Origin of the sequence: Streptomyces sp. KPB2, from assembly GCF_003950055.1 — a bacterium.
GTDB classification, from domain to species: domain Bacteria; phylum Actinomycetota; class Actinomycetes; order Streptomycetales; family Streptomycetaceae; genus Streptomyces; species Streptomyces salinarius.
On the sequence record NZ_CP034353.1, the window covers coordinates 5149617 to 5175212 of the forward strand.

23 protein-coding genes and 2 tRNA genes are annotated in these 25596 nt (G+C 71.2%); 13 read left to right on the forward strand and 12 right to left on the reverse strand.

The window, feature by feature from the left end; genetic code table 11:
* The first annotated feature begins 28 nt into the window (after positions 1-28).
* From D1J63_RS23185 to D1J63_RS23200, 4 genes are all read left to right on the forward strand, one after another.
* The gene (locus tag D1J63_RS23185; protein WP_125631326.1) at positions 29-1456 is read left to right on the forward strand and encodes an ROK family transcriptional regulator; all 1428 of its coding nucleotides are present in this window, start codon (positions 29-31) and stop codon (positions 1454-1456) included.
* Positions 1457-1586: 130 nt separating this feature from the next.
* Positions 1587-2366, forward strand: a complete 780-nt coding sequence (locus D1J63_RS23190) for an HAD-IIA family hydrolase (RefSeq protein ID WP_061444532.1) — start codon at positions 1587-1589, stop codon at positions 2364-2366.
* A 103-nt stretch (positions 2367-2469) separates the two neighbouring features.
* Positions 2470-3024, forward strand: coding sequence for a hypothetical protein (locus tag D1J63_RS23195; RefSeq protein WP_125631328.1), 555 nt, complete (start codon positions 2470-2472; stop codon positions 3022-3024).
* Positions 3025-3026: 2 nt separating this feature from the next.
* The gene (locus tag D1J63_RS23200; RefSeq protein WP_232250464.1) at positions 3027-3812 is read left to right on the forward strand and encodes a class F sortase; all 786 of its coding nucleotides are present in this window, start codon (positions 3027-3029) and stop codon (positions 3810-3812) included.
* Here D1J63_RS23200 and D1J63_RS23205 read toward each other — a convergent pair.
* Positions 3802-4731, reverse strand: a complete 930-nt coding sequence (locus D1J63_RS23205) for a LysR family transcriptional regulator (RefSeq protein ID WP_232250463.1) — start codon at positions 4729-4731, stop codon at positions 3802-3804. The genes D1J63_RS23200 and D1J63_RS23205 overlap by 11 nt on opposite strands.
* A 135-nt stretch (positions 4732-4866) precedes the next feature.
* On the opposite strand from D1J63_RS23205, the gene D1J63_RS23210 reads away from it, so the two are divergent.
* Positions 4867-5898 (forward strand): glycoside hydrolase family 6 protein, encoded by a 1032-nt coding sequence (locus D1J63_RS23210; protein ID WP_164712937.1) that lies wholly within the window; start codon positions 4867-4869, stop codon positions 5896-5898.
* A gap of 99 nt (positions 5899-5997) precedes the next feature.
* On the opposite strand, the gene D1J63_RS23215 is transcribed toward D1J63_RS23210, so the two are convergent.
* The 3 genes from D1J63_RS23215 to D1J63_RS23225 all read right to left on the reverse strand — a co-directional run bounded on the left by D1J63_RS23215 (position 5998) and on the right by D1J63_RS23225 (position 10334).
* Positions 5998-7935 (reverse strand): kelch motif-containing protein, encoded by a 1938-nt coding sequence (locus D1J63_RS23215; RefSeq protein ID WP_125631333.1) that lies wholly within the window; start codon positions 7933-7935, stop codon positions 5998-6000.
* A complete protein-coding gene (locus D1J63_RS23220) occupies positions 7932-9968 on the reverse strand; it encodes a cellulose synthase catalytic subunit (RefSeq protein WP_125631335.1) in 2037 nt (678 codons plus the stop codon). The genes D1J63_RS23215 and D1J63_RS23220 overlap by 4 nt, the downstream gene beginning before the upstream one ends.
* A 292-nt stretch (positions 9969-10260) precedes the next feature.
* A tRNA-Lys gene (locus tag D1J63_RS23225) sits at positions 10261-10334 on the reverse strand.
* A gap of 198 nt (positions 10335-10532) precedes the next feature.
* Here D1J63_RS23225 and D1J63_RS23230 point away from each other — a divergent pair.
* The 3 genes from D1J63_RS23230 to D1J63_RS23240 all read left to right on the forward strand — a co-directional run bounded on the left by D1J63_RS23230 (position 10533) and on the right by D1J63_RS23240 (position 13664).
* Complete coding sequence (locus D1J63_RS23230; RefSeq protein WP_125631337.1) at positions 10533-11618, forward strand: peptidoglycan-binding protein; 1086 nt, start codon at positions 10533-10535, stop codon at positions 11616-11618.
* Between the two features lie 60 nt (positions 11619-11678).
* A complete protein-coding gene (locus tag D1J63_RS23235; RefSeq protein WP_125631339.1) occupies positions 11679-12908 on the forward strand; it encodes an SPFH domain-containing protein in 1230 nt (409 codons plus the stop codon).
* Positions 12909-13058: 150 nt separating this feature from the next.
* A complete protein-coding gene (locus tag D1J63_RS23240; RefSeq protein ID WP_102927152.1) occupies positions 13059-13664 on the forward strand; it encodes a lytic polysaccharide monooxygenase auxiliary activity family 9 protein in 606 nt (201 codons plus the stop codon).
* Positions 13665-13729: 65 nt separating this feature from the next.
* On the opposite strand, the gene D1J63_RS23245 is transcribed toward D1J63_RS23240, so the two are convergent.
* The 6 genes from D1J63_RS23245 to ehuB all read right to left on the reverse strand — a co-directional run bounded on the left by D1J63_RS23245 (position 13730) and on the right by ehuB (position 17924).
* Positions 13730-13803: transfer RNA gene (locus D1J63_RS23245), tRNA-Lys, on the reverse strand.
* 77 nt (positions 13804-13880) lie between these two features.
* On the reverse strand, positions 13881-14651 hold the full coding sequence (locus tag D1J63_RS23250) for an IclR family transcriptional regulator C-terminal domain-containing protein (RefSeq protein ID WP_125631341.1): 771 nt from the start codon (positions 14649-14651) through the stop codon (positions 13881-13883).
* A 223-nt stretch (positions 14652-14874) separates the two neighbouring features.
* Positions 14875-15660 (reverse strand): ectoine/hydroxyectoine ABC transporter ATP-binding protein EhuA, encoded by a 786-nt coding sequence (gene ehuA / locus D1J63_RS23255; RefSeq protein WP_007449894.1) that lies wholly within the window; start codon positions 15658-15660, stop codon positions 14875-14877.
* The gene (gene ehuD, locus D1J63_RS23260) at positions 15650-16300 is read right to left on the reverse strand and encodes an ectoine/hydroxyectoine ABC transporter permease subunit EhuD (protein ID WP_102927150.1); all 651 of its coding nucleotides are present in this window, start codon (positions 16298-16300) and stop codon (positions 15650-15652) included. The genes ehuA and ehuD overlap by 11 nt, the downstream gene beginning before the upstream one ends.
* Positions 16297-16998, reverse strand: a complete 702-nt coding sequence (ehuC, locus tag D1J63_RS23265; protein ID WP_125631343.1) for an ectoine/hydroxyectoine ABC transporter permease subunit EhuC — start codon at positions 16996-16998, stop codon at positions 16297-16299. The genes ehuD and ehuC overlap by 4 nt, the downstream gene beginning before the upstream one ends.
* Positions 16995-17924: an ectoine/hydroxyectoine ABC transporter substrate-binding protein EhuB gene (gene ehuB / locus D1J63_RS23270; RefSeq protein ID WP_125631345.1), complete on the reverse strand. Its 930-nt coding sequence runs from the start codon at positions 17922-17924 to the stop codon at positions 16995-16997. Before ehuB ends, ehuC begins: the two co-directional genes overlap by 4 nt.
* A 107-nt stretch (positions 17925-18031) precedes the next feature.
* On the opposite strand from ehuB, the gene D1J63_RS23275 reads away from it, so the two are divergent.
* Positions 18032-18529 (forward strand): DUF3830 family protein, encoded by a 498-nt coding sequence (locus tag D1J63_RS23275; protein ID WP_164712938.1) that lies wholly within the window; start codon positions 18032-18034, stop codon positions 18527-18529.
* Between the two features lie 136 nt (positions 18530-18665).
* Here the strand turns inward: D1J63_RS23275 and D1J63_RS23280 are convergent, their stop codons facing one another.
* On the reverse strand, positions 18666-20066 hold the full coding sequence (locus D1J63_RS23280) for an amidase (RefSeq protein WP_125631349.1): 1401 nt from the start codon (positions 20064-20066) through the stop codon (positions 18666-18668).
* A 46-nt stretch (positions 20067-20112) separates the two neighbouring features.
* Positions 20113-21096 carry a D-2-hydroxyacid dehydrogenase gene (locus D1J63_RS23285; RefSeq protein ID WP_125631351.1) on the reverse strand — a complete coding sequence of 328 codons (984 nt, stop codon included), beginning with the start codon at positions 21094-21096 and terminating at the stop codon, positions 20113-20115.
* A gap of 188 nt (positions 21097-21284) precedes the next feature.
* Here D1J63_RS23285 and D1J63_RS23290 point away from each other — a divergent pair, with 188 nt between their 5' ends.
* The 4 genes from D1J63_RS23290 to D1J63_RS23305 all read left to right on the forward strand — a co-directional run bounded on the left by D1J63_RS23290 (position 21285) and on the right by D1J63_RS23305 (position 25547).
* On the forward strand, positions 21285-22187 hold the full coding sequence (locus tag D1J63_RS23290) for an aspartate/glutamate racemase family protein (RefSeq protein WP_125631353.1): 903 nt from the start codon (positions 21285-21287) through the stop codon (positions 22185-22187).
* Positions 22184-22915 (forward strand): aspartate/glutamate racemase family protein, encoded by a 732-nt coding sequence (locus tag D1J63_RS23295; RefSeq protein ID WP_125631355.1) that lies wholly within the window; start codon positions 22184-22186, stop codon positions 22913-22915. The genes D1J63_RS23290 and D1J63_RS23295 overlap by 4 nt, the downstream gene beginning before the upstream one ends.
* 560 nt (positions 22916-23475) lie before the next feature.
* Positions 23476-25047, forward strand: coding sequence for a pectate lyase (locus D1J63_RS23300; RefSeq protein WP_125631357.1), 1572 nt, complete (start codon positions 23476-23478; stop codon positions 25045-25047).
* A 152-nt stretch (positions 25048-25199) separates the two neighbouring features.
* On the forward strand, positions 25200-25547 hold the full coding sequence (locus tag D1J63_RS23305) for a hypothetical protein (protein ID WP_102927141.1): 348 nt from the start codon (positions 25200-25202) through the stop codon (positions 25545-25547).
* Positions 25548-25596: the final 49 nt, after the last annotated feature.

Below are 25596 nucleotides of genomic sequence, written 5' to 3' on the forward strand. Positions count from 1 at the left end.
AAGTGCAAGCGCCGGGGACAATGGGGGTGTGAACAGGAGTAACGCGAGTGCGGGTGACGGTGCCAACCTGCTCGCCCTGCGCAGCCACAACACCGCCCTGGTGCTCGGCCTGCTGCGCGGCGCCGGTGCCGAGGGGATCAGCCGGCTGGAGCTCGCCGAGCACACCGGGCTCACCCCGCAGGCGGTCAGCAAGATCACCGCGCGGCTCCGGGGCGAGGGCCTGGCCGCCGAGGCCGGACGCCGCGCGTCCACCGGCGGCAAGCCGCGCACGGTACTGCGCCTGGTGCCCGAGGCCGGCCACGCCGTCGGCGTCCACCTGGACCGCGACGAGCTGCGCGCGGTGCTGGTCGACCTCGACGGCACGGTGGTGGGGGAGCGGTGCGCCCCGCTGGACCTGGGTGCGGGGGCCGAGGCCGTGCTTGCGGGGGTGGTGCGCGCGGCGGAGGAACTCGTGGCGGAGGTACTGGGGCCGCCTGCCGCGAGGGGACCCGGCTCGCCCGGCGCGGAGGGCCTGCGGACGCCGGCGACGGAGGCGTCGGAGCGGTCGGGCGCGTCGGCCCGGGGGGAGCGGGCTTTGGGGGGACGGCCCTTGGGGGGACGGGGTCCGGTGAAACAGGGTCCGGGCGAACAGGCCTCGGGGAAGCGGGAGCCGGGGGAGCGGGCCTCGGAGGGGCGGGAGCCGGGGAAGCGGGAGCGGGCCTCGGAGAGGCGGGTGTCTTCCGCCGGGGAGGGCGCACCGCTGGGCGGCGCCGCTCTCGACGCCGCGCCCACCCTCCTCGGTCTCGGCGTCGCGCTTCCCGGGCCGCTCGATCACGTCCGGGGTGTGCTGCACCGGGTCACCGGCTTCCCGGAGTGGGACGGCTACCCGCTGCGGGACGCGCTGGAGCGGCGGCTGGGCGTCCCGGTCGTCGTCGACAAGGACACCAACGCGGCGGCGCTCGGCCTCGCGATCGCGGGCGGGGGAGCCGACGGGGGGTGGGGCGGCGGCTCCTTCGCCTATCTGCACCTCGGTACGGGACTCGGCGCCGGGCTCGTCTTCGGCGGCGGCGTGCACCGGGGTGCCCGGACCGGCGCCGGGGAGTTCGGGCACCAGGTCGTCCAGCTCGACGGGCCGCCCTGCACCTGCGGCGCCCGGGGCTGCATAGAGGCCCTGTGCCTCGCCGCCGTCGCCCGCGGGGACCTCGCGGAGGCGGCGAGGGTGCTCGGCACGGGCGCCGCGAACCTCGCCGGGCTGCTGGACATCGACCAGGTGCTGCTGGGCGGCCGCACCGTCGCCGCCGCGCCCGAGGCCTTCGTCCGGGGCGTCGGCGCGGTCCTCGACGCCCGCGCCCGGCGCGAGGGCGGTCACGACGGCGCCGTACCGGTGCGGCTCGCGTCGGGCGGTCCGCGCGGCGTCGCGGAGGGCGCGGCCCAACTGCTGCTCGCCCCCCTCTTCGGCCACGGCAACGGCGGCTGATCCGAAGGAGGCCGGAATCCGAGAAGGTCCGGACCTGACGAGACCGGGACCTGAGACGGCCGTTCCCACAAGATCCCGCACTGTCTAGGCTGGGGCGCACGCAGGACCGCCCAGGCAGGAGACCGAGCACATGGCAGACCGCAAGCCCATCGAGTCGTGGCTCACCGACATGGACGGGGTCCTCATCCACGAGGGCGTGCCGATCCCCGGCGCCGACGCCTTCATCAAGAGGCTCCGCGAATCCGGCAAGCCCTTCCTGGTCCTGACCAACAACTCGATCTACACCCCGCGCGACCTGCACGCCCGGCTGCGCCGCATGGGGCTGGAAGTGCCGATCGAGTCCATCTGGACCTCGGCGCTGGCCACCGCCCAGTTCCTGGAGGACCAGCGGCCCGGCGGCTCGGCCTACGTCATCGGCGAGGCCGGTCTGACCACGGCTCTGCACGACATCGGCTACATCCTCACCGACCACGACCCCGACTACGTGGTCCTCGGCGAGACCCGCACCTACTCCTTCGAGGCCATGACGAAGGCGGTACGGCTGATCAACGCAGGCGCCCGCTTCATCTGCACCAACCCCGACGAGACCGGCCCCTCCACCGAGGGCCCGCTCCCGGCGACCGGCGCGGTGGCCGCCCTGATCACCAAGGCGACCGGCAAGCAGCCGTACTTCGCCGGCAAGCCGAACCCGCTGATGATGCGCACCGGGCTCAACGCGATCGGCGCCCACTCCGAGACCAGCGCGATGATCGGCGACCGCATGGACACCGACGTGCTGGCGGGCATGGAGGCCGGGATGCAGACCTTCCTGGTCCTCACCGGCCTCACCCGGCCCGAGCAGGTCGAGAACTTCCCGTACCGCCCGTCCCAGGTGGTCGACTCCATCGCGGACCTCGTCGAACGGGTCTGAAACGCGGACTTCCTCCGCATGACCCAATCGGAGTAGCCCCGGCCCCGCGCAGGATGCGGTGACGGGGCACGCGGGGGAGCCTCCAGGTAACTGGAGGTACACGATGGGCTCACTGAAAGTCACCCTCTGTGCGGGTGCCGCGCTGGCCACCGCGTTGTGCGCACCGGCGGCCTACACCTACGCGGCGGACGGCGGCGGCATCTCCGTGTCGCCGTCCTCGCCCGCCCCCGGCACCGACGTCACGCTCCGCGTGCCCGACTGCACCGAGAAGACGGCCGTCGCCGTGTCCGCGGCCTTCGAGTCGGACGTACGGCTCAGCCTGGCCGCGGGGGACGGCGTCCTCGTCGGCTCCAGCCAGGTTCGCACCAGCGTGCGGGCCGGTGCGTACGCCGTGCAGGTCAAGTGCGGCGAGCAGGCACGCAAGGGCACCATCACCGTCCACGACACGCGGCGCCCGACCGCACCCGCCTCGCCCGTCGCCCCCGTCGACGCGGGCGGCGGCGGCACCGCGGAGCTGGCCGCGTCGGGGACCGGGGACGGGGCGCGCGTCGATCCCCCCGGCACGGCGCACACCGTGACCGGCCTGGTGCTCGCGGGCATCGCCGCCGTCGCCGTGGCACTGCGCAGCGTCCGCAGCCGGAGCCGCAGGACGGACTGACCATGTCCGAACGGGACGAACGGGACGAGCGGGATGAACGGGTCGAGCGGAACGGGCGGCGCGAGCAGGACACCGTACGGGTGACCGGGCCGGGGACCGTCTCGGAGACCACGCCGGCGACCGCGGCCCCCGGCGGGCGTCTGGTCACCGGCATCGCCTGGGTGGTGCTGCTCCTCGGGCTGTGGCTGTGGGGCCGCGAGGCCACCGACGTGCGCGAGGGCATATCGCGGCCGGCCACCGGGGACATGGCGGCGGCCGGCCGCCCCCCGGACGTCCCGCTGCCCCCGGCCCACGCGCCCCTCGACGCCGCCCGGCCGCAGCGGCTCGACGTCCCCGGACTCGACATCGACGCCCCCGTCGTGGCCCGCGGCCTCGACGCCAAGGGCGCCATCGAACCACCGCCCTTCGACCAGCCCGGCACCGTCGGCTGGTACGCGGCCGGGGTCGCCCCCGGAGCCGCCGGGACCGCCCTGATGGTCGGCCACGTCGACACAGAGACCCGGCCCGCCGTGTTCTACCGGCTCAGCAGCATCGAACCCGGCCAGACGATCCGGGTGGCCCGCGACGACGCGGAGGTCGCCGAGTTCACCGTCGACGACGTCCAGGTCCTCACCCGCGACGGCTTCGACGCCCAGCAGGCCTACGGACCCCGCGACACGGGCCGCTCCGAACTCCGCCTCATCACCTGCGGCGGCACCTTCGACCAGACCACCGACCGCTACACGGCCAACGTCGTCGTCTCCGCCTACCTGACCGGAACCGGTCCCGCCGGCTCCGTCACCCGGTGAGCGGTCCCGTCTCCCGCGCCGCCCTCGCGAGGGCCCGGACCAGTGCCGTCTCCCCGGCCGTCGGCCAGATCAGGGCCCAGCTCGCCGTCGGAGCGTCGTACGGGCGGAGATAACGCAGGCCGCGCCACTGGTAGTAGCGCGCGGCATCGCCGTGGACGAGGCTGATCGCCCCGCCCGCCACGACCACGGCGGCCAGTTCCTGGAACGAGGAGACCTTCGGGCCGCGCCGGGTGGGCCGGCCGCCGGGGGTGTGGGTGGGGACGAGCGTCTGCTGCCAGTACTCGGGGATGGGGGTGGCGGAGTGCGGCAGGGGCCAGTCGGCCAGGTCCTCCATGCTGACGGCGTCGCGGCGGGTGAGGGGGTGGTCGTCGGCGACCATGAGAAGCAGGGGTTCGGTCACGACGACGGGTCCGACGGTGAGGTCCGGTTCACGGACGGGCAGCCAGGCGGTCGCCACGTCCACCGAACCGTTCTGGAGCGGGCCGAAGGGGTCCGTGAAGATGACCTCCTGAATGCGGAGGGCGACCTCGGGGTGCCGGCTGCGGAACAGGTCGAGCAGATGTATGTGGTCGTGCGCCTGGGAACCGTGCAGCCCGAGAGTCAGCGTGCCCGTCGCGCCCCGGGCGGCGGCGGTGGCCGCGCGGGTGCCGTCGAGTATCCGGTGGTAGCCCGCGCCGAGATCGCGCCGCAGTTGGGCGCCGATGGCGGTCAGTTCGACCTTGCGGCTGTTCCGGGCGAACAGGGGCGCCCCGATCTTGCGCTCCTGCTTGGCGATCGACTGGCTCACCCGCGCCTGCGACACGTGCAGCCGGTCCGCGGTCCGGCCGAAGTGCAGCTCCTCGGCCAGCGTCAAGAAGATCTCGATGTCCCGTAGTTCCACCACTCGCCCCCGGTCCTCCAGCGGTAACTCCTGCGTCATCAGACCACGTGCGGCGGCGAGAGCACTCGGGGCCGACCCCCTTGCGCCCCCTGCCGTCCTTCGAGCGACGACCCCGTGGGCGCACGAGGCGTATGTCAGGATTGAGCCTCGGAACAGTGCACCCAGGGGGGTTGGATGTACGGCAGCAGGCCGGCCGGAAGCATGTCCAGGAGGCGGGCTGCGTCGGCGGCGGTGCTCGGAGCGGCGGCCCTGCTGCTCGCGGGCTGCTCCTCGTCCGGTGACGGGGACGGCGAGGGCAAGGGCGCGGGCGCCGGGATCACGCAACAGCCCAAGGAGGCCGACCCGTTCTGGGTCAACCCCGACGGCACCGCGGCCCGGCAGGTGGCCTCGCTGACCGAGGCGGGCAAGAAGGACCAGGCCGAACAGATCCGCAGGATCGCCCAGCAGCCGACCGGGGAGTGGATCAGCCCGGAGAACCCCGAGGAGCAGGCCCGCGGCTTCACCGAGGCCGCCGACGAGGCCGGCCGCACCGCGCTGCTCGTCCTCTACAACATCCCGCACCGCGACTGCGGCCAGTACTCCGGGGGCGGCGCCGCGGACGGCGACGCCTACCGCTCCTTCGTCGACGGCGTCGCCAAGGGCATCGGCGACCGCGCCGCGACCGTCGTCCTGGAACCGGACGCCGTGCTCCACCTCGTCGACGGCTGCACCCCGCAGGAGTTCCACGAGGAGCGCTACGACCTCCTCAAGGGCGCGATCGCCAAGCTCGGCGCCCTGAAGAACACCAAGGTGTACCTGGACGCGGGCAACGCCGGCTGGGGCCACCCCGACCAGATCTTCGACCCCCTGAAGCGGGCCGGCATCGACCGGGCCGACGGCTTCGCGGTCAACGTCTCGAACTTCTACACCACCGAGGACTCCATCGCCTACGGCAAGCAGCTCTCCGCCAAGGTGGGCGGCAAGCACTTCGTCGTCGACACCAGCCGCAACGGCAACGGCCCCTACACCGAGGGCGCCCCGGACGAACGCTGGTGCAACCCCCCGGGCCGGGCCCTCGGCGAAACCCCGACGACGAAGACGGCCGACCCCCTGGTGGACGCCTACCTGTGGGTCAAGCGCCCGGGTGAGTCGGACGGCGAATGCAAGGGCGGCCCGAAGGCGGGCGAGTGGTGGCCGGAGTACGCCTTGAAATTGGCGCAGGGATAAACACCCCAGGGGCGCGGGGCTGTGACATGTGCGGCTACCGCCGCGTGTGCGCGACAAGCCACAGCGCTCCCGCACCCTTGGTCGCAACCTGCGGGAGCGCTACGGAACTCGCACCCACTCCGCCTTGCTCGGCGTCCCCTCCCCGTCCGTCGCGAACATCATGTACCAGCCCGACTGCACCAGGTTCTCGTTCGTCGGCACCGTCACCGTCAGCTTGTCCCCCTGCGCCTTGAAGTCCAGCGCGATGGACCGCTGATCCACGTCCGTGACATGCGTGGACGCGCTCGGCCGGATCAGCCGCACCTTCTTGATGGTGGACGCCGTACGCGAGGTGAACGTGCCCGACCCACCGCGCTCGATGGTCTGCGGCCCCCCGGAGAGGTCCGGCCGCGAGTCGCGGTACAGGTACGGCGGCGTGTAGATCTCGATCCGCTGCTCGAACTTGCCCGGCTTGGTGTTCGCCTTGTCGGCGTAGAGCGAGTCCGAGCCGAAGAACATCAGGCGCCCGTCGGGCAGCAGGATCGAACCCGAGTGGTAGTTGCGGCCCACCAGCGGATCGGCGACCCGCTCGAACGAGTTGGTGTCCGGGTGGTAGAGCCGCGCCTGGAGGATGTTGGAGTCGCTGCGGCCCCGGTAGTCCTCCGAGCCGCCGGAGACCAGCACGCTGTCGTCGGGCAGGATCGAGGCCTGCGGATAGCGCGTGCCCTTCTCCAGTGACGGCCCGTCCACGAACTTCGGGTCGTCCGCCTTCAGGTCGACGATCCGGGTCTTCTCGCTGGACAGCTTGGACTCGCCGACCCCGCCGCCGCCGATCACCATGAACTTCTCGTCCTGCGCCGGCGGCAGCAGCACCGTGTTCGCCGTCTCCAGCATGTTCGCGTCGCTCATGCCGGGGACCTCGGTGAACTTGTTGGTCTCCACGTCCCAGATGCCCGGGGTGCGGCCCACGTCGTCGGGGCCGTAGCCGGCGTTCGCGCCCGAGTAGAAGATCTTGCCGTTCTGCATCAGGAACAGCGCCGGGTACGTCGGGAACTGGCGGACCTTGTCGGTGTAGGTCCACTCCTTGGTCTTCGGGTCGTAGATCTCGTTCTTGCCCGGGACCAGCTGGCCGATGTCGTCGAGGCCGGAGACGCTGAGGATCTTGCCGTCGCTCAGGGTGGTGAGCGTCGGGTACCAGCGGGCCTCGTGCATCGGGTCGACCTTGATGTACTTCTCGGCGACCGGGTCGAACTCGAAGGCGTCCCGGATGCCCTGGAAGTCCTTCTTGTCGAGGGCGAGCTTCTGCGCGATGCCGTACGTGTTGCGGGCGTCGGCCCCCGACAGGCCCTGGACGCGGTAGTTGTCCTCGGTGCCCGTCTCGTACTTGCTGCCGCTCTTCTGCGCCTCGACGTAGATCCGGCCGAGGCCCGGGTCGTTGCGCAGGAACTTCCCGGTCTCCTTGTCGAAGACCTTCTCGGCGCGGGGCACCAGGACCGGGTCCTTGGAGACGAAGGTCTTGCCGTTCTCCTTGCCGGTGAACTTGGTGCCCGCCGGCAGGGTGATCGGCTTGTCCGGGTTCTCGTTGTGGACGACCATCAGGCCGCCGGCCTTGGTGACGTCGCCCTTGAGCTTCTCGTACCGCTTGGTGCCGCCCGCGATCAGCAGGTTGCCGTTGGCGAGCTGCGTGTGTCCGGTGCAGAACAGGTCGCTGGGCGTGGGCACCTTCTTGATGGTGCCCTTGACGGGGTCCCAGATCCGGGTGTCGTACTGCTTGTCGTCGGAGTTGTCCTGGTTGTTGCCGGACCCGGCGACCATCAGCACCTTGCCGGTGCGCAGCAGGGCCGCGTGGATGGTGTTCTGCCGGTACTTCTCGGGAAACTCGATGATCTCCCACTTGCCGTTGGCGGCCTTGTACTCCGGCTGGTTGATCTTGTACTGGTGGTATTTCTCGGTGCTGAAGCGGTAGAGCCACGGCCCGTTCATCCCGGCCAGCGCGACTACCACCGCCGTACCTATCGCGAAGCGACGGGCCCGGCGGCGGCCGGCACGGTCTTTCATTCCTTACGTCCCCCAAGTCCACCAAGGGCGATCTGCATGGTCTGGTCGTCGCCCCCGTCGGCGGAGGCGGCCCAGTTGGGCGTCTGCTGCGGCGCGTGCTGTCCGTACGGCTGTCCGTACGGCTGTCCGTAGGGCTGTCCGTAGGGCGCCTGCTGCTGTCCGTACGGCGCGTCGGCCGGTCCGGGCGCGGGCTGCTGCGACGGGACCCGCGGTGCGGGCTCCGCCGCCGCGACCGGCGGTTGCTTCTTCGCCTTCCTCAGCTCGTGGCGCCAGGCGAACATCGGCGACGCGGTGATCAGCAGCGCGAACGTCGCCCAGATGATCATCGCGGGGTGCGAGTGGCCGAGGACGAGGCCGGCGGCGATGGAACCGGCGAAGATCACGATGAAGTACCAGTGGTACCGGAAGGTGCCGAACAGCGTGTCCGGGCTGGCCGAGTCGCCCTTCGGGGTCACCACGAACTTGCTCTTGCGGCGCAGTACGGAGTCGATGAGCGCCTTCGCGTACAGCGGCGCCGACAGCGCGGACATGATCATGCCGGCCACGCCGCCGGAGCCCTCCGGCTCGTGCGGGGAGACGTTGTGGCGGCGGTTCCAGACGTACAGGCCGATCTGGAGCGCGGAGGCGTTGCCGTAGAGCATCAGCCAGACCGCCGGGTCGATGTTGACGCCGGACGCGCCCAGGCCCAGGAACAGGCAGCAGCTCAGCGCCGCCAGGATCCAGTTCAGGGCCGACATCGGATAGAAGATGATCATCATCGTGTAGTTGAAGAGCTTGCTCGGCGGAAGCGAGTACCAGCCCTTCCAGTACTGCTTGAGGATCGTCTCGTACGTCCCTCGCGACCAGCGCATCTGCTGGGTGAAGAAGTCCGTCCAGGCGTTCGGGCCCTCGCCCACCGCGAGCACGTCCGGGGTGTAGACCGAGCGCCACTTGCGGCCCGTGGCCGGGTTCTTGTGGCGGTGCATCTCGAACCCGGTCGCCATGTCCTCGGTGATCGAGTCGTACAGGCCGCCGATCTGCTTGAGCGCCCTGATGCGCACCGCGTTGGAGGTGCCCACGAACATCGGCCCGCCGTAGCGGTTGCCGGCGCGCTGGATCAGCGCGTGGAAGAGGAACTGCTGCGACTCGGCGGCCTTGGTGATCGGGTTGTCGTAGTTGCCGTAGACCTGCGGGCCGATGACGAAGCCGACGTCCGGGTCGCGGAAGAAGCCGAGCATCCGCTCCAGGTAGTTGGGCAGCGGCACGTGGTCGGTGTCGACGGAGGCGAAGAAGTCGTAGTCGTCGCCGTGCGCCTCCAGCCAGGCGTTGTAGTTGCCGTGCTTGGTCTTGGCGCGGTGCGGGCCCTTCTTCCGGTTCCACTTGGCGACGCCCTTGCGGGAGAAGTGGTGCACGCCCAGGCGCGCGCACACCTCCTTCACCTCCGGGTCGTCGCCCTCGTCGAGGAGCCAGACGTGCATCAGACCGCGGTGGCGGATCTTCACGGCCGCCTCCAGGGTCTTCGTCACCATCTCCAGCGGCTCCTTGCCGGGCACGAAGGAGGTGAGGAAGGCGACCCGGGTGCCGGTCTCGGGCACCACCGGCACCGGGTCGCGGGCGACCAGGGTGGCGTGCGCGTTCGACAGCACGTTCAGGCAGCGGAACAGCTCGATCAGGCCGATCGCGACCAGCATCACGATGTCGAGCGCGGGCAGCCAGGAGAAGGCCGGGTAGTCGCGCTCCGTCCAGTGCTCGGGCTGGAGCAGCCACACCAGCAGCACCACCGACAGCAGCGGCGCGGCGGCCAGCATCAGGGCGACCCGGATGCGGTGCGGCTCCTGCGAGATCAGCGAGCGGTACTGCACCCGGTACGGCTTGTTCGGGTCGGGCTGGGTGAGGGGGCCCGCGAGGCGGCTGTAGTGCTCGTAGTCGTACTTCGGCAGCGTCTTCTTTATCCGCCGGAACGAACCGGTGTTCCAGTTCCGGTGCCCGGGCACCCGGAGCTGGGTGGTCTGGGACGGGTCGTCCGGCCCGGCGCCCGTCGGCGTCGACGTCATGTGTCATCCCCCCACACGCGGGTCAGTGCGTGTTTCGTCGCTTCCTTCGCCTGCTCGGGTCCCCCTCGACCGTCACGGACGTGTCAGTGGTGGGTCATGGTCACCACGGCATGCACACCATATAGACATGGAAATGGCGACCCCCGGTTGCATGATGCCCCCCTCGGCATCCCCTCCGCACCCGGCCCCCAACCGGACCAGGGTTCTACGGCGTTCGTCATGATCGCAAGACGTCCCGGAGCCGAATGCACCGAAGGCCCCTCGTGTGATACGAGAGGCCTTCGACCGTCTGTGCGCCGCCAGGGACTCGAACCCCGGACCCGCTGATTAAGAGTCAGCTGCTCTAACCAACTGAGCTAGCGGCGCCTGCTGACCTGCACAACTCTACCCGATGCCGACCGGTGCTCCGGACCACCGCCGGCCGTCCCCGGCGTACGGCGATATCGGCCGGGTACATCATTCGGACCGTCAACATGCGAGTGATGTGGACAGTTGAGAAACTGACCGACATGTACCGAAGTGGGCCGCCGCGGACATATCCACCGGGAGTGTGAGGGGAATCGCATGGAGACTCCCGTATTCGAGGAAATCGATCCCGCGATCGATTGTGAATGCCCCGGCTGCCGTCACTGGCGGCGCGTTCTGCCGCATTCCCCGGCAGGCCGCGCGCTCGCCCACCCGGCGGCCTACCGCACGCTGGTCGTGGCCACCGCCGCCGCTTCCGCCACCGCCGTGTCCGCCCTCGGCGCGGGGCCGGCGGCCGCACTCCCGGCGGCCGCCCACGCACCCCACCGGCCGGGTGTCCCTCCGGATTCCGCTTTTGCGGATGCGGCGGATCCGGCGAGCGACGAGCCCGGCACCCCTCAGGGCCCCAGAGCCCCGCTGTACGGCCCGACCGGCCGGCCCGCCGCGCCCCCGGCCGGCGCGGAGGCGGCCGGCATCACCCGTACGGAGATCATCGACCGGGCCAAGACCTGGGTGGCCGCGAAGGTCCCCTACAGCCTGACCGCGTACTGGTCCGACGGTTACCGGCAGGACTGCTCGGGCTTCGTGTCGATGGCCTGGAAGCTGCCCGCCAACGAGTGGACCGGCAGCCTCGGCACCGTCGCCGACCGCATCACCAAGGAGGAACTGCGGCCCGGCGACATCCTGCTGTTCCACAACGCGTCCGACCCGGAGAAGGGCTCCCACGTGGTGATCTTCGGCGGCTGGACGGACGGGACGCGCACCGCCTACACGGCGTACGAGCAGACCCCGCCGCACACCCGCAGGCTGGACACGCCGTACGCCTACTGGAGCAACTCGGCCAAGTACCTGCCGTACCGCTACAAGGGGGTCACGGAGACCAAGGCGGGCGAGGCGGGCGGCGGGGACGTGCCGCCCGCGGCCGCGGGGCCCGCCTCGCACGGGGTGGCGGGCTACCCCGGGCGGGGCATGTTCCGGCCGGGCGCCGACAACGTGTACGTCACCCGGCTCGGCAGGCAGTTGGTGAAGAAGGGGTTCGGCGCCCACTACACGAGGGGGCCGGGTCCGCGCTGGGGCGAGGCGGACCGGCTGGGCGTCCAGGCCTTCCAACGCGCGCAGGGCTGGCGCGGCGGGGCGGCGGACGGCTTCCCGGGGCCGGAGACCTGGCGGCGGCTCTTCTCGTGACCGTCACCCCGCAGGTGATCACCCGTTCATGACGCGTCTGGCGCGGAGGCTGGAGCACGCATGAGTACGAACACGACATCCTCGACCGACTCCTCGACCCCGTCGACCGGCTCCTCGACCGCCCCGCCGACCGGCTCCTCGGCCGACCCCTCGGCCGGCGCGTCGGCGGAGTCCGGCACGGGGGCGCGGGCCGTGGCGCCCGAGGCCGGGCCCCGGCCCGCCCGGCTCATTCACAACGAGGCCACCACGGAGATCCCCGTCCACCTGCTGTTCCGCGACGACCCCGACCCGGCGCCGGTGCCGCTGCGGCCCGCGGTCGTCGCGCGGCGGCAGGGCCCGGGGGAGCGGCCCGGAGAGCGGCCCGCGACCCGGCGCCCCGTCAACGCCCGCCCCCGCCCGGTGCCGTCGGTCGACCCGGAGCTGAGGGAGCGTCCCGCCCGGGTGCTGCCCGGCGCGGCGGGCGTGGCCGCGGGGCTGTGCGGGGTGGCCGGGTGCGCGGCGACCTCCTGGTGGGCCGGTCTCGTACCGCCGCTCGCGGCGCAGGCGCTGGGGCTGCCGGCGTACGCGGGTGCCGGGCTCGGGCCCGCGCAGTGGGCGGCGTACGCGGCCGCCGGTGTGCTCGGGATGTTCGGATTCGGCGGGCTGGCCCGGGGCCGGACCGGACGGGCCTGGGTGCTCGGGCTGTTCGGCCGCTACCGGGGAACGGTGCGGCGCACCGGCCTGATGTGGGTGAACCCGCTGCTGCTGCGCCACCGGGTGGACGTGCGGCTGCGGCACTGGCGCAGCGAGCCGATGCCCGCGGCCGACGGGAACGGGGTCGCGCTGCGGGCGGTGACGCTGGTGGTGTGGCGGGTGCGGGACACCGTGAAGGCCACGCTGGGCGTCGAGGACCACGAGACGTATCTGCGCGAGTGCGTCGAGGCGGCGCTGGCCCGGGTTCCGGTGGAGCCGCTCGGCACGGTCCGCAGCTCGGCGGACGTGGCCGGGGACACGCTGACCCGGCTGGTGGCGGCGGACGCGGCGCCGGTCGGCCTGGAGGTGTTCTCGGTGCGGCCGGTCCGGGTGGAGTACGCCCCCGAGGTCGCCGCCGCGATGCACCGGCGCCGGATCGCGGCGCTGGACGCGGCTCAGCGGGCGAGCGTGCTGACCTCGGTCGTGGACTCGGTGGAGGACACGGTGACCCGGCTGACCATGCGCGGTCTGGTCGAACTGGACGACTACGAGCGCAAGGTGCTGGTGAAGGACCTGACCGTGGCGTTCTGCGCGGGACGGGGGGACACCGGGGCGTGACCCGTCCGGCTGCCCGGCGTGGGCGGGCAGCGCGTTCCGCCTTTGGTATGGACATGTTCAACTCACGGCAATAATCTGAAACTTGGTCTAGACCTGCACGGCTCACTGAACTTCCCCTGAACTTCCCCACACGTCACAGGGAGCAGCAGTATGCGCACAAGGACCAAGTTGTACGCGGCCGCGCTGGGCATGGCGACCACCGGAGCCCTCGTGCTCTCCTCCGGCGGCGCCAGCGGTCACGGCTACACCGACCTGCCCGTCAGCCGGCAGAAGGTGTGCCAGAACGGCACCGTCAGCGGGTGCGGCGCCATCCAGTGGGAGCCGCAGAGCGTCGAGGGTCCCAAGGGCTTCCCCGCCTCCGGGCCTGCCGACGGAAGGATCTGTTCGGCGGGCCACGGGTCGTTCGCCGCGCTCGACAGCCCCAAGCAGCCGAACGGCCAGGCGTGGCCGACCACCCGGGTGAACGGCGGGCAGAGCTACACCTTCCGCTGGCAGTTCACCGCCCGGCACGCCACGACCGACTTCAAGTACTACGTCACCAAGCCGGGCTGGAACCAGAACCACAACCTCGCCCGGTCCGACCTCAACCTCACGCCGTTCTTCACGGTGCCCTACGGCGGCAAGCAGCCCCCGGCCACGCTCTCCCACACCGGCACCCTGCCGTCCGGGCTGAGCGGGCACCACGTGATCCTCGCGGTGTGGACGGTGGCCGACACGGGCAACGCGTTCTACGCATGCTCGGACGTCACCTTCTGACCGGGGTCCGAACAGGTTCCGAACAGGCGAAGGGCCCCTCGCTCGGCGAGGGGCCCTTCTTTCTGTGCGCCGCCAGGGACTCGAACCCCGGACCCGCTGATTAAGAGTCAGCTGCTCTAACCAACTGAGCTAGCGGCGCATGACTCCCGCCGTCCGCTTTCGCGGCCGGCGACGAAGAAAATACTACCCGGTCCCGGGCAGTGCTCGTGACCAGCCCTAGATCGCCATGGACAGCAGCACCGGCGCCGCGCTCCGGTTCAGCTCGTCCGCGGCCTCGCGCAGCCGGTGCGCGTGCTCGACCGGGAGCGACAGGGCCAGGCAGCCCACGGCGGAACCGGCGGTGATCGGGACGGCCGCGCACACCGTGCCCACCGCGTACTCCTGGAGGTCGAGGACCGGCACGGTGGCGGGCTGGGACTCCAGACGGGACAGCAGCAGCTTGTCGCTGGTGATGGTGCGCGAGGTCAGACGGGCCATCCGGTGCCGGGACAGGTGGTCGCGGCGGCCCGCGTGGTCCAGCTGGGTCAGCAGGGACTTGCCCACCGCGGTCGCGTGCGCCGAGACCCGGAAGTCCACCCACTCGTTGACCTTGGGCGTGGCCGGGCTGTCGGCGTACTGGGTGACGCTGACCTCACCGTCGACGTACCGGCTGATGTAGACGGCGGCGCCCACCGAGTCGCGCAGCCGGTCCAGGGTGCGCTGGAGCTTGTCGCGCAGGGCCTGCTCCCGTCCGTGGGCCGAGCCCAGGCGGGCCAGTGCCTCCCCGGTGACGTACGTGCCGTCGGCGGTCTGCTCGACGTAGCCCTCGCGGCGCAGCATGCGCAGGAGCGGGGTCAGTCGCTCCCGGTCGAGGCCGCTGAGGCGGGCGATCTCGGTGTCGGTGACACCGGAGGTGTGCCGCGTCACCGTCTCCAGGACGCGCAGGGCGTCCTGGGCCGAGTGGTGCGGCGCGGTCGGCTTGCGCTTCGGCTTGTGCTGCAGCGCCACGGTGGTCTCCCCCTGCGCTAGCTCGTTCGGCCCCTGCCCCTGTCCCTGCCTGTGCCCCCGGTGCGGACAGCGGATGGCGTCCACGATAGCCGCCAAGGTGCCCGATGTGAGGGGGTGTTGGCCCAATTTCAGGGCCCCCAACTGCGACACTGGCCCTCTGGCATATGACAGAGGAATGCCCCAACGTCCCGACCTCGGACGTTGGGGCAGTCACGCCGTGTGGTCACAGGACCGCGCTGAGGAACTCCCGCGTACGGTCGTGCTCCGGCTCGCTGAAGATCTTCTCCGGCGCTCCGGCCTCGATGACCCGGCCCGAGTCGAACATCAGGACCTGGTCCGAGATGTCCCGGGCGAAGTTCATCTCGTGGGTCACACAGAGCATCGTGATGTCCGTGGTGCGCGCGATGTCCCGCAGCAGGTCCAGGACGCCCGCGACCAGCTCCGGGTCGAGCGCCGAGGTGACCTCGTCGAGCAGCAGCACCTTCGGCCGCATCGCCAGCGCCCGGGCGATCGCCACCCGCTGCTGCTGGCCGCCGGAGAGCTGGGCCGGCCGGGCGTCGCACTTGTCGGCCAGGCCCACCATGTCGAGCAGGCCCTTGGCCCGCTCCACGGCCTCGTCCTTGGACATCCCGAGCACCGTGACCGGCGCCTCCGTGATGTTGCGCAGGACGCTCATGTTCGGGAACAGGTTGAACTGCTGGAACACCATCCCGATCTGCTTGCGGACCTCGCGCCGCTCCTTCTCCGTCGCCGGGAAGAGCTTCTGCCCGTCCACGGTGATCGTGCCCTCGTCGGGCTTGAGGAGCGTCATCAGCAGCCGCAGGATCGTCGTCTTGCCCGACCCGGACGGGCCGATCAGGGTGACGTGCTTGCCGGCGTCGACGGAGAAGTCCAGGTGGTCGAGGACGGTGTTGTCCCCGAACCGCTTGGTGACCTGCTCCAGGCGTATCAGCTCGCCGGAGCTGCGCTCGGGGCTTTTCTCGGGGTTGGGAAGAGTGTCAGTGGGCAAGGCGTCGCTCCAGGGCTCGCAGGGCAAGGGAGGCCAGGTAGGAGATGACGATGAAGGCCACGCCGATCACCGTCAGGGGCTCGGTGAACTGGAAGTTCTGCTGCGAGAACAGCCGCGCCTCGCCGAGCATCTCCAGCACCGTGATCGCCATCAGCAGCGGCGTGTCCTTCAGCATGGAGATCACGTAGTTGCCGAGGGCGGGAGCGACCCGGCGGATCGCCTGCGGCAGGACGACCGCCGTCCAGGTCCGCCGCATCGACAGGTTCAGCGCCGTCGCGGCCTCCCACTGGCCGACCGGCACCCCCTCGATGCCGGCCCGGTAGACCTGCATCGTGTACGTCGAGTAGTGCAGCCCGATGGCGACCACACCGGTGGTGAGCGCCGAGAAGGTGATGTTCCACTCGGGCAGCACGTAGAAGAGGAAGAACAGCTGCACCAGCAGCGGGGTGTTCCGGACGAACTCGGTGATCACCCCGACCGGCCAGGTCACCCAGCGGCTCGGCACCCGCATCAGCAGCGCCCACACCAGGCCGAGGCCGAAGGAGACCAGCGAGCCGAGCACCAGGATCTGCAGGGTGACCAGCAGGCCGTCCCAGAAGTGCGGCATGAAGTCGGAGACCGCGCTCCAGTCCCATTTCACGACACACCACTTCCCTCAGGCACCCGCACGGCCGCCGTCTTCTTCTGCGGCGCCTTGCCGACGCCCGCCTTCAGCTTCTTCTCCAGGCCGCGCATCACCCGCGTGAGCAGGAACGCGATCACGAAGTAGATCAGCAGGATGTACGTGTAGATCTCCGCGCTCTCCTGCAGCGCCAGACGGACCAGGTTGCCGCTGAAGGCCAGGTCGCCCATGCCCATGATCGACACCAGGGCGGTGCCCTTGAGCAGCTCGATCAGCAGGTTGGAGAAGGGCGGGATCATCTCCGGCACCGCCTGCGGCAGCAGGATCAGCTTCATCCGCTGCCAGGGCGTGAAGCTGAGGGCGATGCCGCCCTCCTTCTGCGCCGGGTCGACCGCGCCGAGCGCGCCGCGCACGATCTCGGAGCCGTAGGCACCGTAGGTCAGGCCGAGCGCCAGCGTGCCCGCCCACATCGGCACCAGCTGCCAGCCGAAGGCCGGGGGCAGCACGAAGAAGACCCAGAAGATCATCACCAGCGCGGAGGTGCCGCGGAACACCTCGGTGTAGAAGCCCGCGAGGAAGCGGACGATCCACAGCCGGTGGGTGCGCGCGATGCCGACCACGAAGGAGACGCCCGCCGCCAGCAGCGAGCTGAAGAAGAGCAGCTGGATGGTGACCCAGACGCCCTGGAGTACGAGTTCCCACAGTCCCGAGGTCATCCGCCGCAGAGCTCCTTCGCGGTCAGATCGGTCATCTCGTTCTGGGTGAAACCGAAGGGCTTGAGGATGCGCAGCAGTTCGCCGCTCTTCTTGAGCTTCTGCAGCTCGACGTTGAAGGCGTCCCGCAGGTTGGTCTCGTCCGGGCGGAAGGCGAAACCGCCGCCGTCGACGTGCGGCTTGCCGTCGACGACCGGCGCGAACGCCTCGGTCGCCTCCGCCTTGCTGGACTTCTTCACCACTTCGCGCACGGTCAGGGCCGTACCGGCGAAGACGTCCACGCGCCCGGACTCGACGGCGTTGAGTCCGGCCACCTGGTCGGGGACGATCAAAATGTCGTCCTCCTTGTACCCGTGCTCCACCGCGTAGGCGATCTCGGCGTAGCCGGTGCCGGTCGCGAACTTGGCCTTCTTCTTGACGACGTCCTCGTAGTTGTGGAGCCCGAGCGGATTGCCCTTGCGCACGATGTACGCGTCGAGCATCTGGTAGTCGGGGTCGGAGAAGATGACCTGCTGGCACCGGTCGGGGTTGATGTACATCCCGGCCGCCACGACGTCGAACTGCTGCGAGGCCAGTCCCGGGATGAGGGAGCCGAACTCCGTCGGCACCGGCTGCACCCGGTCCACTCCGAGCCGCTTGAAGATGACCTTCGCCAGCTCCGGCGCCTCACCGGTCAGCTCGCCGTTCTTGTCGATGTACCCGAAGGGGATCTCGCCCGCGATGCCGAGCCGGGCGACACCCTGGGCCCTGAGCCGACCGAGCAGGTCACCTCCCTTGACGTCGGACGCCGTGGCCACCCGCGAGCAGCCGGCCGCCCCCAGCGCGCCGAGCGCCGCGACCCCCGCGAGCAGCGACCGGCGAGTGGGCCCGGCTGTCCTGGACCTTTGGTCGGATATACCCCATGGAGGGGTTCTGTGTGGTGGAGCCATGGGCGCGCAGCTACCCGAAGGTGGGCAGGTTATGCCGATCTTTTTCAGTCCGATACATCGGCCCGGCGCCCTTGACCGCGGGGCCCCGGGGCACTGCCATGGAGGGCATGGCTGATCGCTACATCGAAGTCTCGCTGGTCAAGCGTGGAATCACCTGCACGGCCCAACTGCTCGACGACCGGGCCCCGATCACCTGCGCGGCCGTCTGGGACGCGCTCCCCCTCGGCGGCGACGTGTATCACGCCAAATACGCCCGCAACGAGATCTACGCCCTCTTCCCGCCCTTCGCGACATCCGAACCACCGCTGGAGAACCCGACGGTAACTCCCATTCCGGGCGACCTGTGCTATTTCGCCTTCGCGGGTGCCGAGTTGGGCACCAAGGCGTACGGCTACGACCGCGAGGTCCGCCCCGGCACCACCCTCGTCGACCTCGCCCTCTTCTACGAGCGCAACAACCTCCTCCTCAACGCCGACGTCGGCTGGGTCCCCGGCACCGTCTGGGGCCGCATCACCGAGGGCCTCGACGCGATGGCGGAGGCCTGCAACGACCTGTGGCGCACGGGAGCAGCGGGCGAGACGCTCAGCTTCCGCCGCCGACCCTAGCTGCGGGCAGTCGCACGACCGCCCCACCCCCGCCCCAGCTGCGGGCAGTCGTGCCGCTGGGGCGGCACGGGTGGGCGCAGCGGCACCCGGCGAACGCAGGCCAGTGTCCACCCTGCGCCCGCGCCCACCCCGGGCACTACTCGGCCGACGTACCCACCACCCCGACCCCGGCCTCGTACAGCGCATGCGCCGCCCGCAACACCACATCGTCCCGATGCCGCGCGGCAACAACCTGCACCCCCACAGGCAGCCCATCCCCGTCAACCCCCGCGGGAACAGTCGCCGCCGGCTGCTGCGTCAGGTTGAACGGATAGGTGAACGGCGTCCACCCCGTCCACCGCCGGTACCCGGCCCCCTTCGGCACCTCCACCCCCGCTTCGAACGCCGTGATCGGCAACGTCGGCGTCACCAGCAGGTCGTACTCCTGATGGAAGACCCCCATCCGCCGCCCCAGCTCCATCCGCACGTCCACCGCCGCCAGATAGTCCAGCGCCGAGTACCGCGCCCCCGCCCCCACGATCTCCCGCAGCCCCGGATCGAGCAGCTCCCGCTGCCCCGCCCGCAGGTGCTGCACCACCCGCGCCGCCCCGCTGAACCACAGGGTGTGGAAGGCGTCCACCGGGTCGGCGAAGTCCGGGTCGGCCTCCGTCACGTACGCGCCCAGCTCCGCCAGCCGCTCCACCGCCCGCCGCACCGCCCCGGCCACCGCGGGACGCACCGCCACCTGCCCGCCCAGCGAGGGCGAGTACGCCACCCGCAGCCCTCGCACCCCGCCCGACAGCGCCTCGGTGTACGAGCCCGGCGCCGGCCCGAGCGCCGACCAGTCCCGGGCGTCCGGGGTGCCGATGACGTCCAGCATCAGCGCCGCGTCCGCCGCGTCCCGGGTCATCGGACCGACGTGCGCGAGGGTGCCGAACGCGCTCGCCGGGTACAGCGGCACCCGCCCGTACGTCGGTTTCAGGCCGAAGATGCCGCAGAAGGAGGCGGGGATGCGCACGCTGCCGCCGCCGTCCGTGCCCAGCGCCAGCGGCCCCGCCCCGAGCGCCACGGCCGCCGCCGCGCCCCCGCTGGAACCGCCCGCCGTACGGGACGGGTCGTGCGGGTTGCGCGTCACGCCGGACAGGGGCGAGTCCGTCACGCCCTTCCAGCCGTACTCCGGCGTCGTGGTCTTGCCGACGAACACCGCGCCGTGCTCGCGCAGCCGGGCCACGGACGGCGCGTCCTCGTCCCAGGGGCCGTCCGGCGCGACGGCCCGCGAGCCGCGCAGCGTCGGCTGACCACGCGTCAGCAGGATGTCCTTCACCGTGACCGGCACCCCGTCGAGCCGCCCGCACGGCTCCCCGCGGCGCCACCGCTCCTCGGCCCGCCGGGCCTGGTCCAGCGCCTCCTCGCCGGTCAGCCGGACGAAGGCGTTCACCTCCGGCTGGATCCGCTCGGCCCGCTCCAGGACCGCCCGGGTCGCCTCCACGGGGCTGAAAGCACCCTTGCCGTAGCCGTCGACGAGCTGTACGGCGGTCAGCTCGGTGAGGTCGGTCATGCAGCACCCTCCCGCAGGTCTTGGGACGTCGATGTCGTCGGCGACGTCAGTGTCCGGGTACGTATCCGCGCTTCTTGTCGACCGCGTTGGCCAGCGGTCCGCCCGCCGCCCAGCTCTCGAACAACTCCACGAACTGGGCGCCCAGTTCGTCCCGCCAGCCGATGGTGTCCCCGCTCATGTGCGGCGAGACGATCAGCTCCGGCACCTTCCACAGCGCGCTGTCCGGCGCGAGCGGCTCGTCGTTCAGCACGTCCAGGGCGGCGCCCGCGATCCGGCGCGCGGTCAGCGCCTCGACCAGGTCCTCCTCGACGACCAACTGGCCCCGCCCCACGTTCACGAACCGGGCGGAGGGCCGCATCAGCCCGAACCGCCGGGCGTCGAACATGCCGCGCGTGACGTCGGTGAGCGGTGCCGCCGCCACCACCCAGTCGGCGCCGGCCAGCAGCCGGTCCAGTTCCTCGGTCCCGTGCACACCGGGGCGCGCGGTGCGGCCGACCAGCGCGGTGGTGACGCCGAGCGCCTCCAGCGTGCTCGCGATCGCCCGCCCGATCGGCCCGGAGCCCACCACGCAGGCGCGGGTCCCGGCCACCCGCATCGACTCGCGGTGCCGCCAGGTCCGCTCGCCCTGCAACCGCAGCGTGGCCGGCAGATCCTTCGCCATCGCCAGGACGAGCGCGGCGACGTACTCGGCGATCGGCCGGTCGAAGACGCCGCGCGCGTTGGTCACCACCGTGTCCGACTCGGCCAGCTCCGGGCACATCAGATGGTCCACTCCGGCGCTCGCCGTGTGCACCCAGCGCGGGCGCGGGCCGCCGCCGGGCCACGCCTCGCGCACCGCGTGCGAGGTGAAGTCCCACACCAGCAGGACGTCGGCGTACGGCAGCCGCTCGGCCAGCGTCGCCGCGTCGGCGTGCTCGATGCGGGCCCGGCCGGTCAGCCGGCCCAGACGGGGGAGCGGCTCGGCGTCCAGGACGAGGAGCGTGGGCACGGGCGGGGACGCGGGCGTGGGCGAGGGCGCGGACGTGGTCATCGGCGGGCCTGTCTCCGGTCGGGGGAAGCGGGGGCGGTTCAGGAGTTGACGGGGGACTCAACCAGCTGTTGACCTGGAGGTGATGCGGGCGGATTGACCACGCTCGCACCGGAACCTACCTTCGTCAACACGGCCGTTCATAACGGTGCGTTGCCCTCTCCTTCCTCAGTGTGAGGCCGGTGCGTGCCATGGACATCTCCTTTCTCGGCGGACCAGCTCCGCAACGCGGGGTCGGCGTGGTCGCCCCGTTCGACTTCGCACTCGACCGCGAGCTGTGGCGATGGGTGCCCGACGACGTGTCACTCCACATGACACGGACACCCTTCGTACCCGTCGAGGTCAGTCTGGACCTCGCCCGGATGGTCAGCGAGCACGAGACCCTGGGCGAGGCGGTCCGCACCCTCAACGCCATCGCACCCCAGGTCGTCGCCTACGCCTGCACCTCGGGCAGCTTCGTCGGCGGCATCGCCGGGGAGCGCGCCATGTGCGAGGCGATGACCTGGGCGGGCGCCGTCCCGTCCGTCACCACCTCCGGCGCACTGCTCGACGCGCTGACCGAGCTGGGCGTACGCCGGGTCGCGCTGGTGACGCCGTACACCGTGTCCGTGACCCGGGCGCTGGAGGCGTACGTGGCCGAGGCCGGCGTCACGATCAGCGGCTGCGCCTTCATGGGGCTGACCCGGCACATCTGGAAGGTCCCGTACCGCGACGTGGCCGACATGGCCCGCCGGGCCGTGCCCACGCCGGGATCGGCGGACGCCCTGTTCATCTCGTGCACCAACCTCCCCACCTACGACGTCATCCCGCAGCTGGAGGCCGAGCTGCGGATCCCGGTGATCTCGGCCAACCAAGTGACGATGTGGGCGGCGCTGCGCCGACTGGGTACCCCTGCGGTGGGGCCGTACCAGGCGCTGACCGATCCGTCGGCCCGGATCGGCCCCGCGGCGACGGGTGCGGCCGGTCCCGCGGTGGTGGGGCCCGCCGGTCCCGTCGACCCCGCGGTGGCGGGCCCGGTCGGACCCGCCGCGGCGGACCTGCCGGGCGTCGGTGACGTACCGGACTCGGAACAGCAGCAGGAAGGGTGGACATGACAGCACTGGGAATCCTGTACCCGGGCCACTCCGGCGAGGACGACTACCCACGCATCGAGCAGCTCCTGAGCGGCGGCATCCGGGTGGACCTGGTGCACACGGACATCGGTGAGGACGCCCACCGGGTGGACGCGCTGCTCGAGATGGGCTCGCCGCAGCGGCTCGAGGCGGGCGTGGCCGAGCTGCGGCTGGCCGGCGCCGACGCGGTGGTGTGGGCCTGCACCAGCGGCAGCTTCGTGCACGGCTGGGACGGCGCCCACGAACAGGTGCGTGCCCTGGCCCGGGTGGCGGGCATGCCGGCCTCGTCCACCTCCTTCGCCTTCGTGCACGCGGCGAAGGAGATCGGCGTGCGGCGGGTCTCGATCGGCGCGACCTATCCGGAGGACGTGGCCCGGATCTTCGCGGACTTCCTCGGCGCCGCCGGCATCGAGGTGGCCGACGTCGTCAGCTCGGGCATCATCACGGCCGCGGAGGTCGGCACCTGGACCGAGAAGGAGGTACTGGCGCTGGCCCGCGCCGCCGACCGCCCGGACGCCGAGGCGGTCCTCCTCCCGGACACGGCCCTGCACACGGCGGCCCACATCCCGGCCCTGGAGAAGGAACTGGGCAAGCCCGTCCTCACCGCCAACCAGGTCACCATCTGGGAGGCCCTGCGCCTGGCCGACCGCCGCGTCAACGCCCCCGAGCTGGGCGCGCTGTTCACCCGGGAGCCGGTGGTGCAGGTCTGAGGAGGGGCGCCGGGGGCGGGGCCGGAGCGGTTCCCGGCCCCGCCCCCGGGGAGGGTGTCGGCGCGGTCAGGGCGTACGCAGGGCCCACCAGGTGTCCAACGAGCGTGCGACAACGAACGTCGTAGGCGGGGTAAACCGGCGCGGTACGCACGCACGCGGGGAGCCGGCCGGAGCTGACACGGAAGAACCCCCGGCCCGCGTGAGCGGGACCGGGGGTTCTCGTCGAGCGCTGGGCAGGCCTTGCACCTGCATTTCCCCACGGGAAGTGGGGCGTCTTTCCTTGGACCACCAACGCACTGCCTGCTGCGGGAGGTTGGCCTCCGTGATCAGGCAGGATGATCGTATCGCAGCTTCGGCCGAGGTGCACATCGAGCCGCGTTCGTTCATGTAGAGGGACGCTGATTGTCACTCTGAACGTTCGAGATCTCGCCTGACCTCTTGTCAGCTCCCGGAGCGGCCCCTATTCTCACGCCGAGAAAGCGCTTTCCGCCATGACACGATTGACATGATCACGTCATGGTTTCCGTTCCGGCATGTGAAGGCGAATGGGGAGACCGAGGATGAGACGACCAGTCGCGCTGCGACTCCAAGCGGCACTGGGCACGCTGGCCCTCGCGGCCGCGGCCGGTGTGGTGCTGACGATGCCCGAGACGGCGTCGGCGGCGGCCGGCGGCGCCACCGGCTACGCGACCCAGAACGGCGGCACCACCGGCGGCGCGGGCGGACAGACCGTCCGCGCCACCACCGGCACGGCGATCCACGAGGCCCTGTGCGGCCGGGCCAGCAGCTCCACCCCGATCGTCATCGAGGTCGAGGGCACCATCAACCACGGCAACACCAGCAAGGTGTCGGGCGACAGCTGCAACACGGCCGCCGACAAGATCGAGCTCAAGCAGGTCAGCAACATCACGATCGTCGGCGTCGGCAGCGGTGCCGTCTTCGACCAACTGGGCATCCACATCCGGGAGTCCAGCAACATCATCATCCAGAACGTGACCGTACGGAACGTCAAGAAGTCCGGCTCGCCCACCTCCAACGGCGGCGACGCCATCGGCATGGAGAGCGACGTCCGCAACGTCTGGGTCGACCACTCCACCCTGGAGGCCTCGGGCGGGGAGTCGGAGGGCTACGACGGCCTCTTCGACATGAAGGACAACACCCAGTACGTCACCCTGTCCTACAGCGTCCTGCGCAACTCCGGCCGCGGCGGACTCATCGGCTCCAGCGAGAGCGACCGCTCCAACGGCTACGTCACCTTCCACCACAACCTCTACGAGAACATCGACTCCCGGGCGCCCCTGCTGCGCGGCGGCACCGCCCACATGTACAACAACCACTACGTGAGCCTGAACAAGTCCGGGATCAACTCCCGGGCGGGCGCCAAGGCCAAGGTCGACAACAACTACTTCGAGGACTCCAAGGACGTCCTCGGCACCTTCTACACCGACGAGGCCGGCACCTGGCAGGTCAGCGGCAACATCTACGACAACGTGACCTGGTCCGAGCGCAGCGGGGACAACAACCCGGCCGGCCCGGACCCGCAGTCCACCACCACGGTGTCCATCCCGTACTCCTACACCCTGGACGACGCCTCCTGCGTGCCGTCCGTGGTGAGCGCCACCGCGGGCGCGAACAAGGGCCTGAAGGTGTCGGACGGCAGCTGCACGCCGCAGAGCCCGGACCCGACCGACCCCACCGACCCGGACCCGACCGACCCGACGGACCCCACGGACCCGACCGACCCGGACCCGACCGATCCGCCGAGCGGGACCAACCTCAGCATCGGGGCCGGCTCCGACGGCTCGTCCAAGGCGAGCGGCACCAGCTACGGCAACGTCCGCGACGGTGACCTCGGCACGTACTGGTCCCCGGCCGGCACGACGGGCTCCGTCTCCGTCAAGTGGTCCTCCGCCCAGACCGTCGGCAAGATCAACATCCGGGAGGCGGCGGGCTCCGAGGGCACGATCGGCTCGTACCGCGTCCTCAACCACGACACCGGCGCCGTCCTGGCCTCCGGCAGCGGAGCGGGCGTGATCGCCTTCTCCCCGGTCTCGCTGGAGAAGATCACCTTCGAGATCACCGGCGCCTCGGGCACCCCGAAGGTCGCCGAGTTCGAGACGTACGGCGGCTGACCCGGCCGAGAGAGGGCGGGGTGTGTCCGGATCGCGGTACCGGACACACCCCGCCCTCTTGCGCGGGCGCGGGACAATGGACGGTGGCCCACTCCACCGGAGTGCCCCCGCGTCCCGGGGAGGGCCGTCGTGACGTACGAGGAGGACCAGACATGGCGGAGCCCACGCCGCGTCGGCACGAACCGCGGCTACGCCCCGCGCCCCTGCTCTTCGAGCCGGCCGAGGCGGCCGCCGACCCCGAGCACTTCTTCGACCTCGAGTCGATCGACGACCCCCGGGCCCTGCTGGAACGGGCCACCGAGCTGACCCACGCGTTCCGCGCCGCGGCGGACCGGGCCATGGAGTTCCAGGCGATCGCGGCGGCACAGCTGGCCGATCCGAGGCGGTTCGACCGGCTGACCACCGCCGACATCGCCGAGCGCGCCGAGTGGACCGAGGACTACGCCAAGAAGATGGTGGAGTTCGGCCGTGACCTGATGCGCGGCGAACCGGCCGAGTAACCGGAGCGCATATGACAGGGGGGTGGGCAAGATACTCCCCTCCCGGTCG

What these genes read in the sequence shown, in the direction of transcription:
- D1J63_RS23240 (WP_102927152.1), top strand. Translation starts at nt 13,059, where the DNA reads ATGCGCACAAGGACCAAGTTGTACGCGGCCGCGCTGGGCATGGCGACC.
- D1J63_RS23220 (WP_125631335.1), bottom strand. Translation starts at nt 9,968, where the DNA reads ATGACGTCGACGCCGACGGGCGCCGGGCCGGACGACCCGTCCCAGACC.
- ehuB (WP_125631345.1), bottom strand. Translation starts at nt 17,924, where the DNA reads ATGGCTCCACCACACAGAACCCCTCCATGGGGTATATCCGACCAAAGG.
- ehuC (WP_125631343.1), bottom strand. Translation starts at nt 16,998, where the DNA reads ATGACCTCGGGACTGTGGGAACTCGTACTCCAGGGCGTCTGGGTCACC.
- D1J63_RS23190 (WP_061444532.1), top strand. Translation starts at nt 1,587, where the DNA reads ATGGCAGACCGCAAGCCCATCGAGTCGTGGCTCACCGACATGGACGGG.
- D1J63_RS23280 (WP_125631349.1), bottom strand. Translation starts at nt 20,066, where the DNA reads ATGACCGACCTCACCGAGCTGACCGCCGTACAGCTCGTCGACGGCTAC.
- D1J63_RS23200 (WP_232250464.1), top strand. Translation starts at nt 3,027, where the DNA reads ATGTCCGAACGGGACGAACGGGACGAGCGGGATGAACGGGTCGAGCGG.
- D1J63_RS23295 (WP_125631355.1), top strand. Translation starts at nt 22,184, where the DNA reads ATGACAGCACTGGGAATCCTGTACCCGGGCCACTCCGGCGAGGACGAC.
- D1J63_RS23215 (WP_125631333.1), bottom strand. Translation starts at nt 7,935, where the DNA reads ATGAAAGACCGTGCCGGCCGCCGCCGGGCCCGTCGCTTCGCGATAGGT.
- D1J63_RS23285 (WP_125631351.1), bottom strand. Translation starts at nt 21,096, where the DNA reads ATGACCACGTCCGCGCCCTCGCCCACGCCCGCGTCCCCGCCCGTGCCC.
- D1J63_RS23210 (WP_164712937.1), top strand. Translation starts at nt 4,867, where the DNA reads ATGTACGGCAGCAGGCCGGCCGGAAGCATGTCCAGGAGGCGGGCTGCG.
- D1J63_RS23205 (WP_232250463.1), bottom strand. Translation starts at nt 4,731, where the DNA reads ATGACGCAGGAGTTACCGCTGGAGGACCGGGGGCGAGTGGTGGAACTA.
- D1J63_RS23195 (WP_125631328.1), top strand. Translation starts at nt 2,470, where the DNA reads ATGGGCTCACTGAAAGTCACCCTCTGTGCGGGTGCCGCGCTGGCCACC.
- D1J63_RS23235 (WP_125631339.1), top strand. Translation starts at nt 11,679, where the DNA reads ATGAGTACGAACACGACATCCTCGACCGACTCCTCGACCCCGTCGACC.
- D1J63_RS23275 (WP_164712938.1), top strand. Translation starts at nt 18,032, where the DNA reads ATGGCTGATCGCTACATCGAAGTCTCGCTGGTCAAGCGTGGAATCACC.
- D1J63_RS23300 (WP_125631357.1), top strand. Translation starts at nt 23,476, where the DNA reads ATGAGACGACCAGTCGCGCTGCGACTCCAAGCGGCACTGGGCACGCTG.
- D1J63_RS23290 (WP_125631353.1), top strand. Translation starts at nt 21,285, where the DNA reads ATGGACATCTCCTTTCTCGGCGGACCAGCTCCGCAACGCGGGGTCGGC.
- D1J63_RS23305 (WP_102927141.1), top strand. Translation starts at nt 25,200, where the DNA reads ATGGCGGAGCCCACGCCGCGTCGGCACGAACCGCGGCTACGCCCCGCG.
- D1J63_RS23230 (WP_125631337.1), top strand. Translation starts at nt 10,533, where the DNA reads ATGGAGACTCCCGTATTCGAGGAAATCGATCCCGCGATCGATTGTGAA.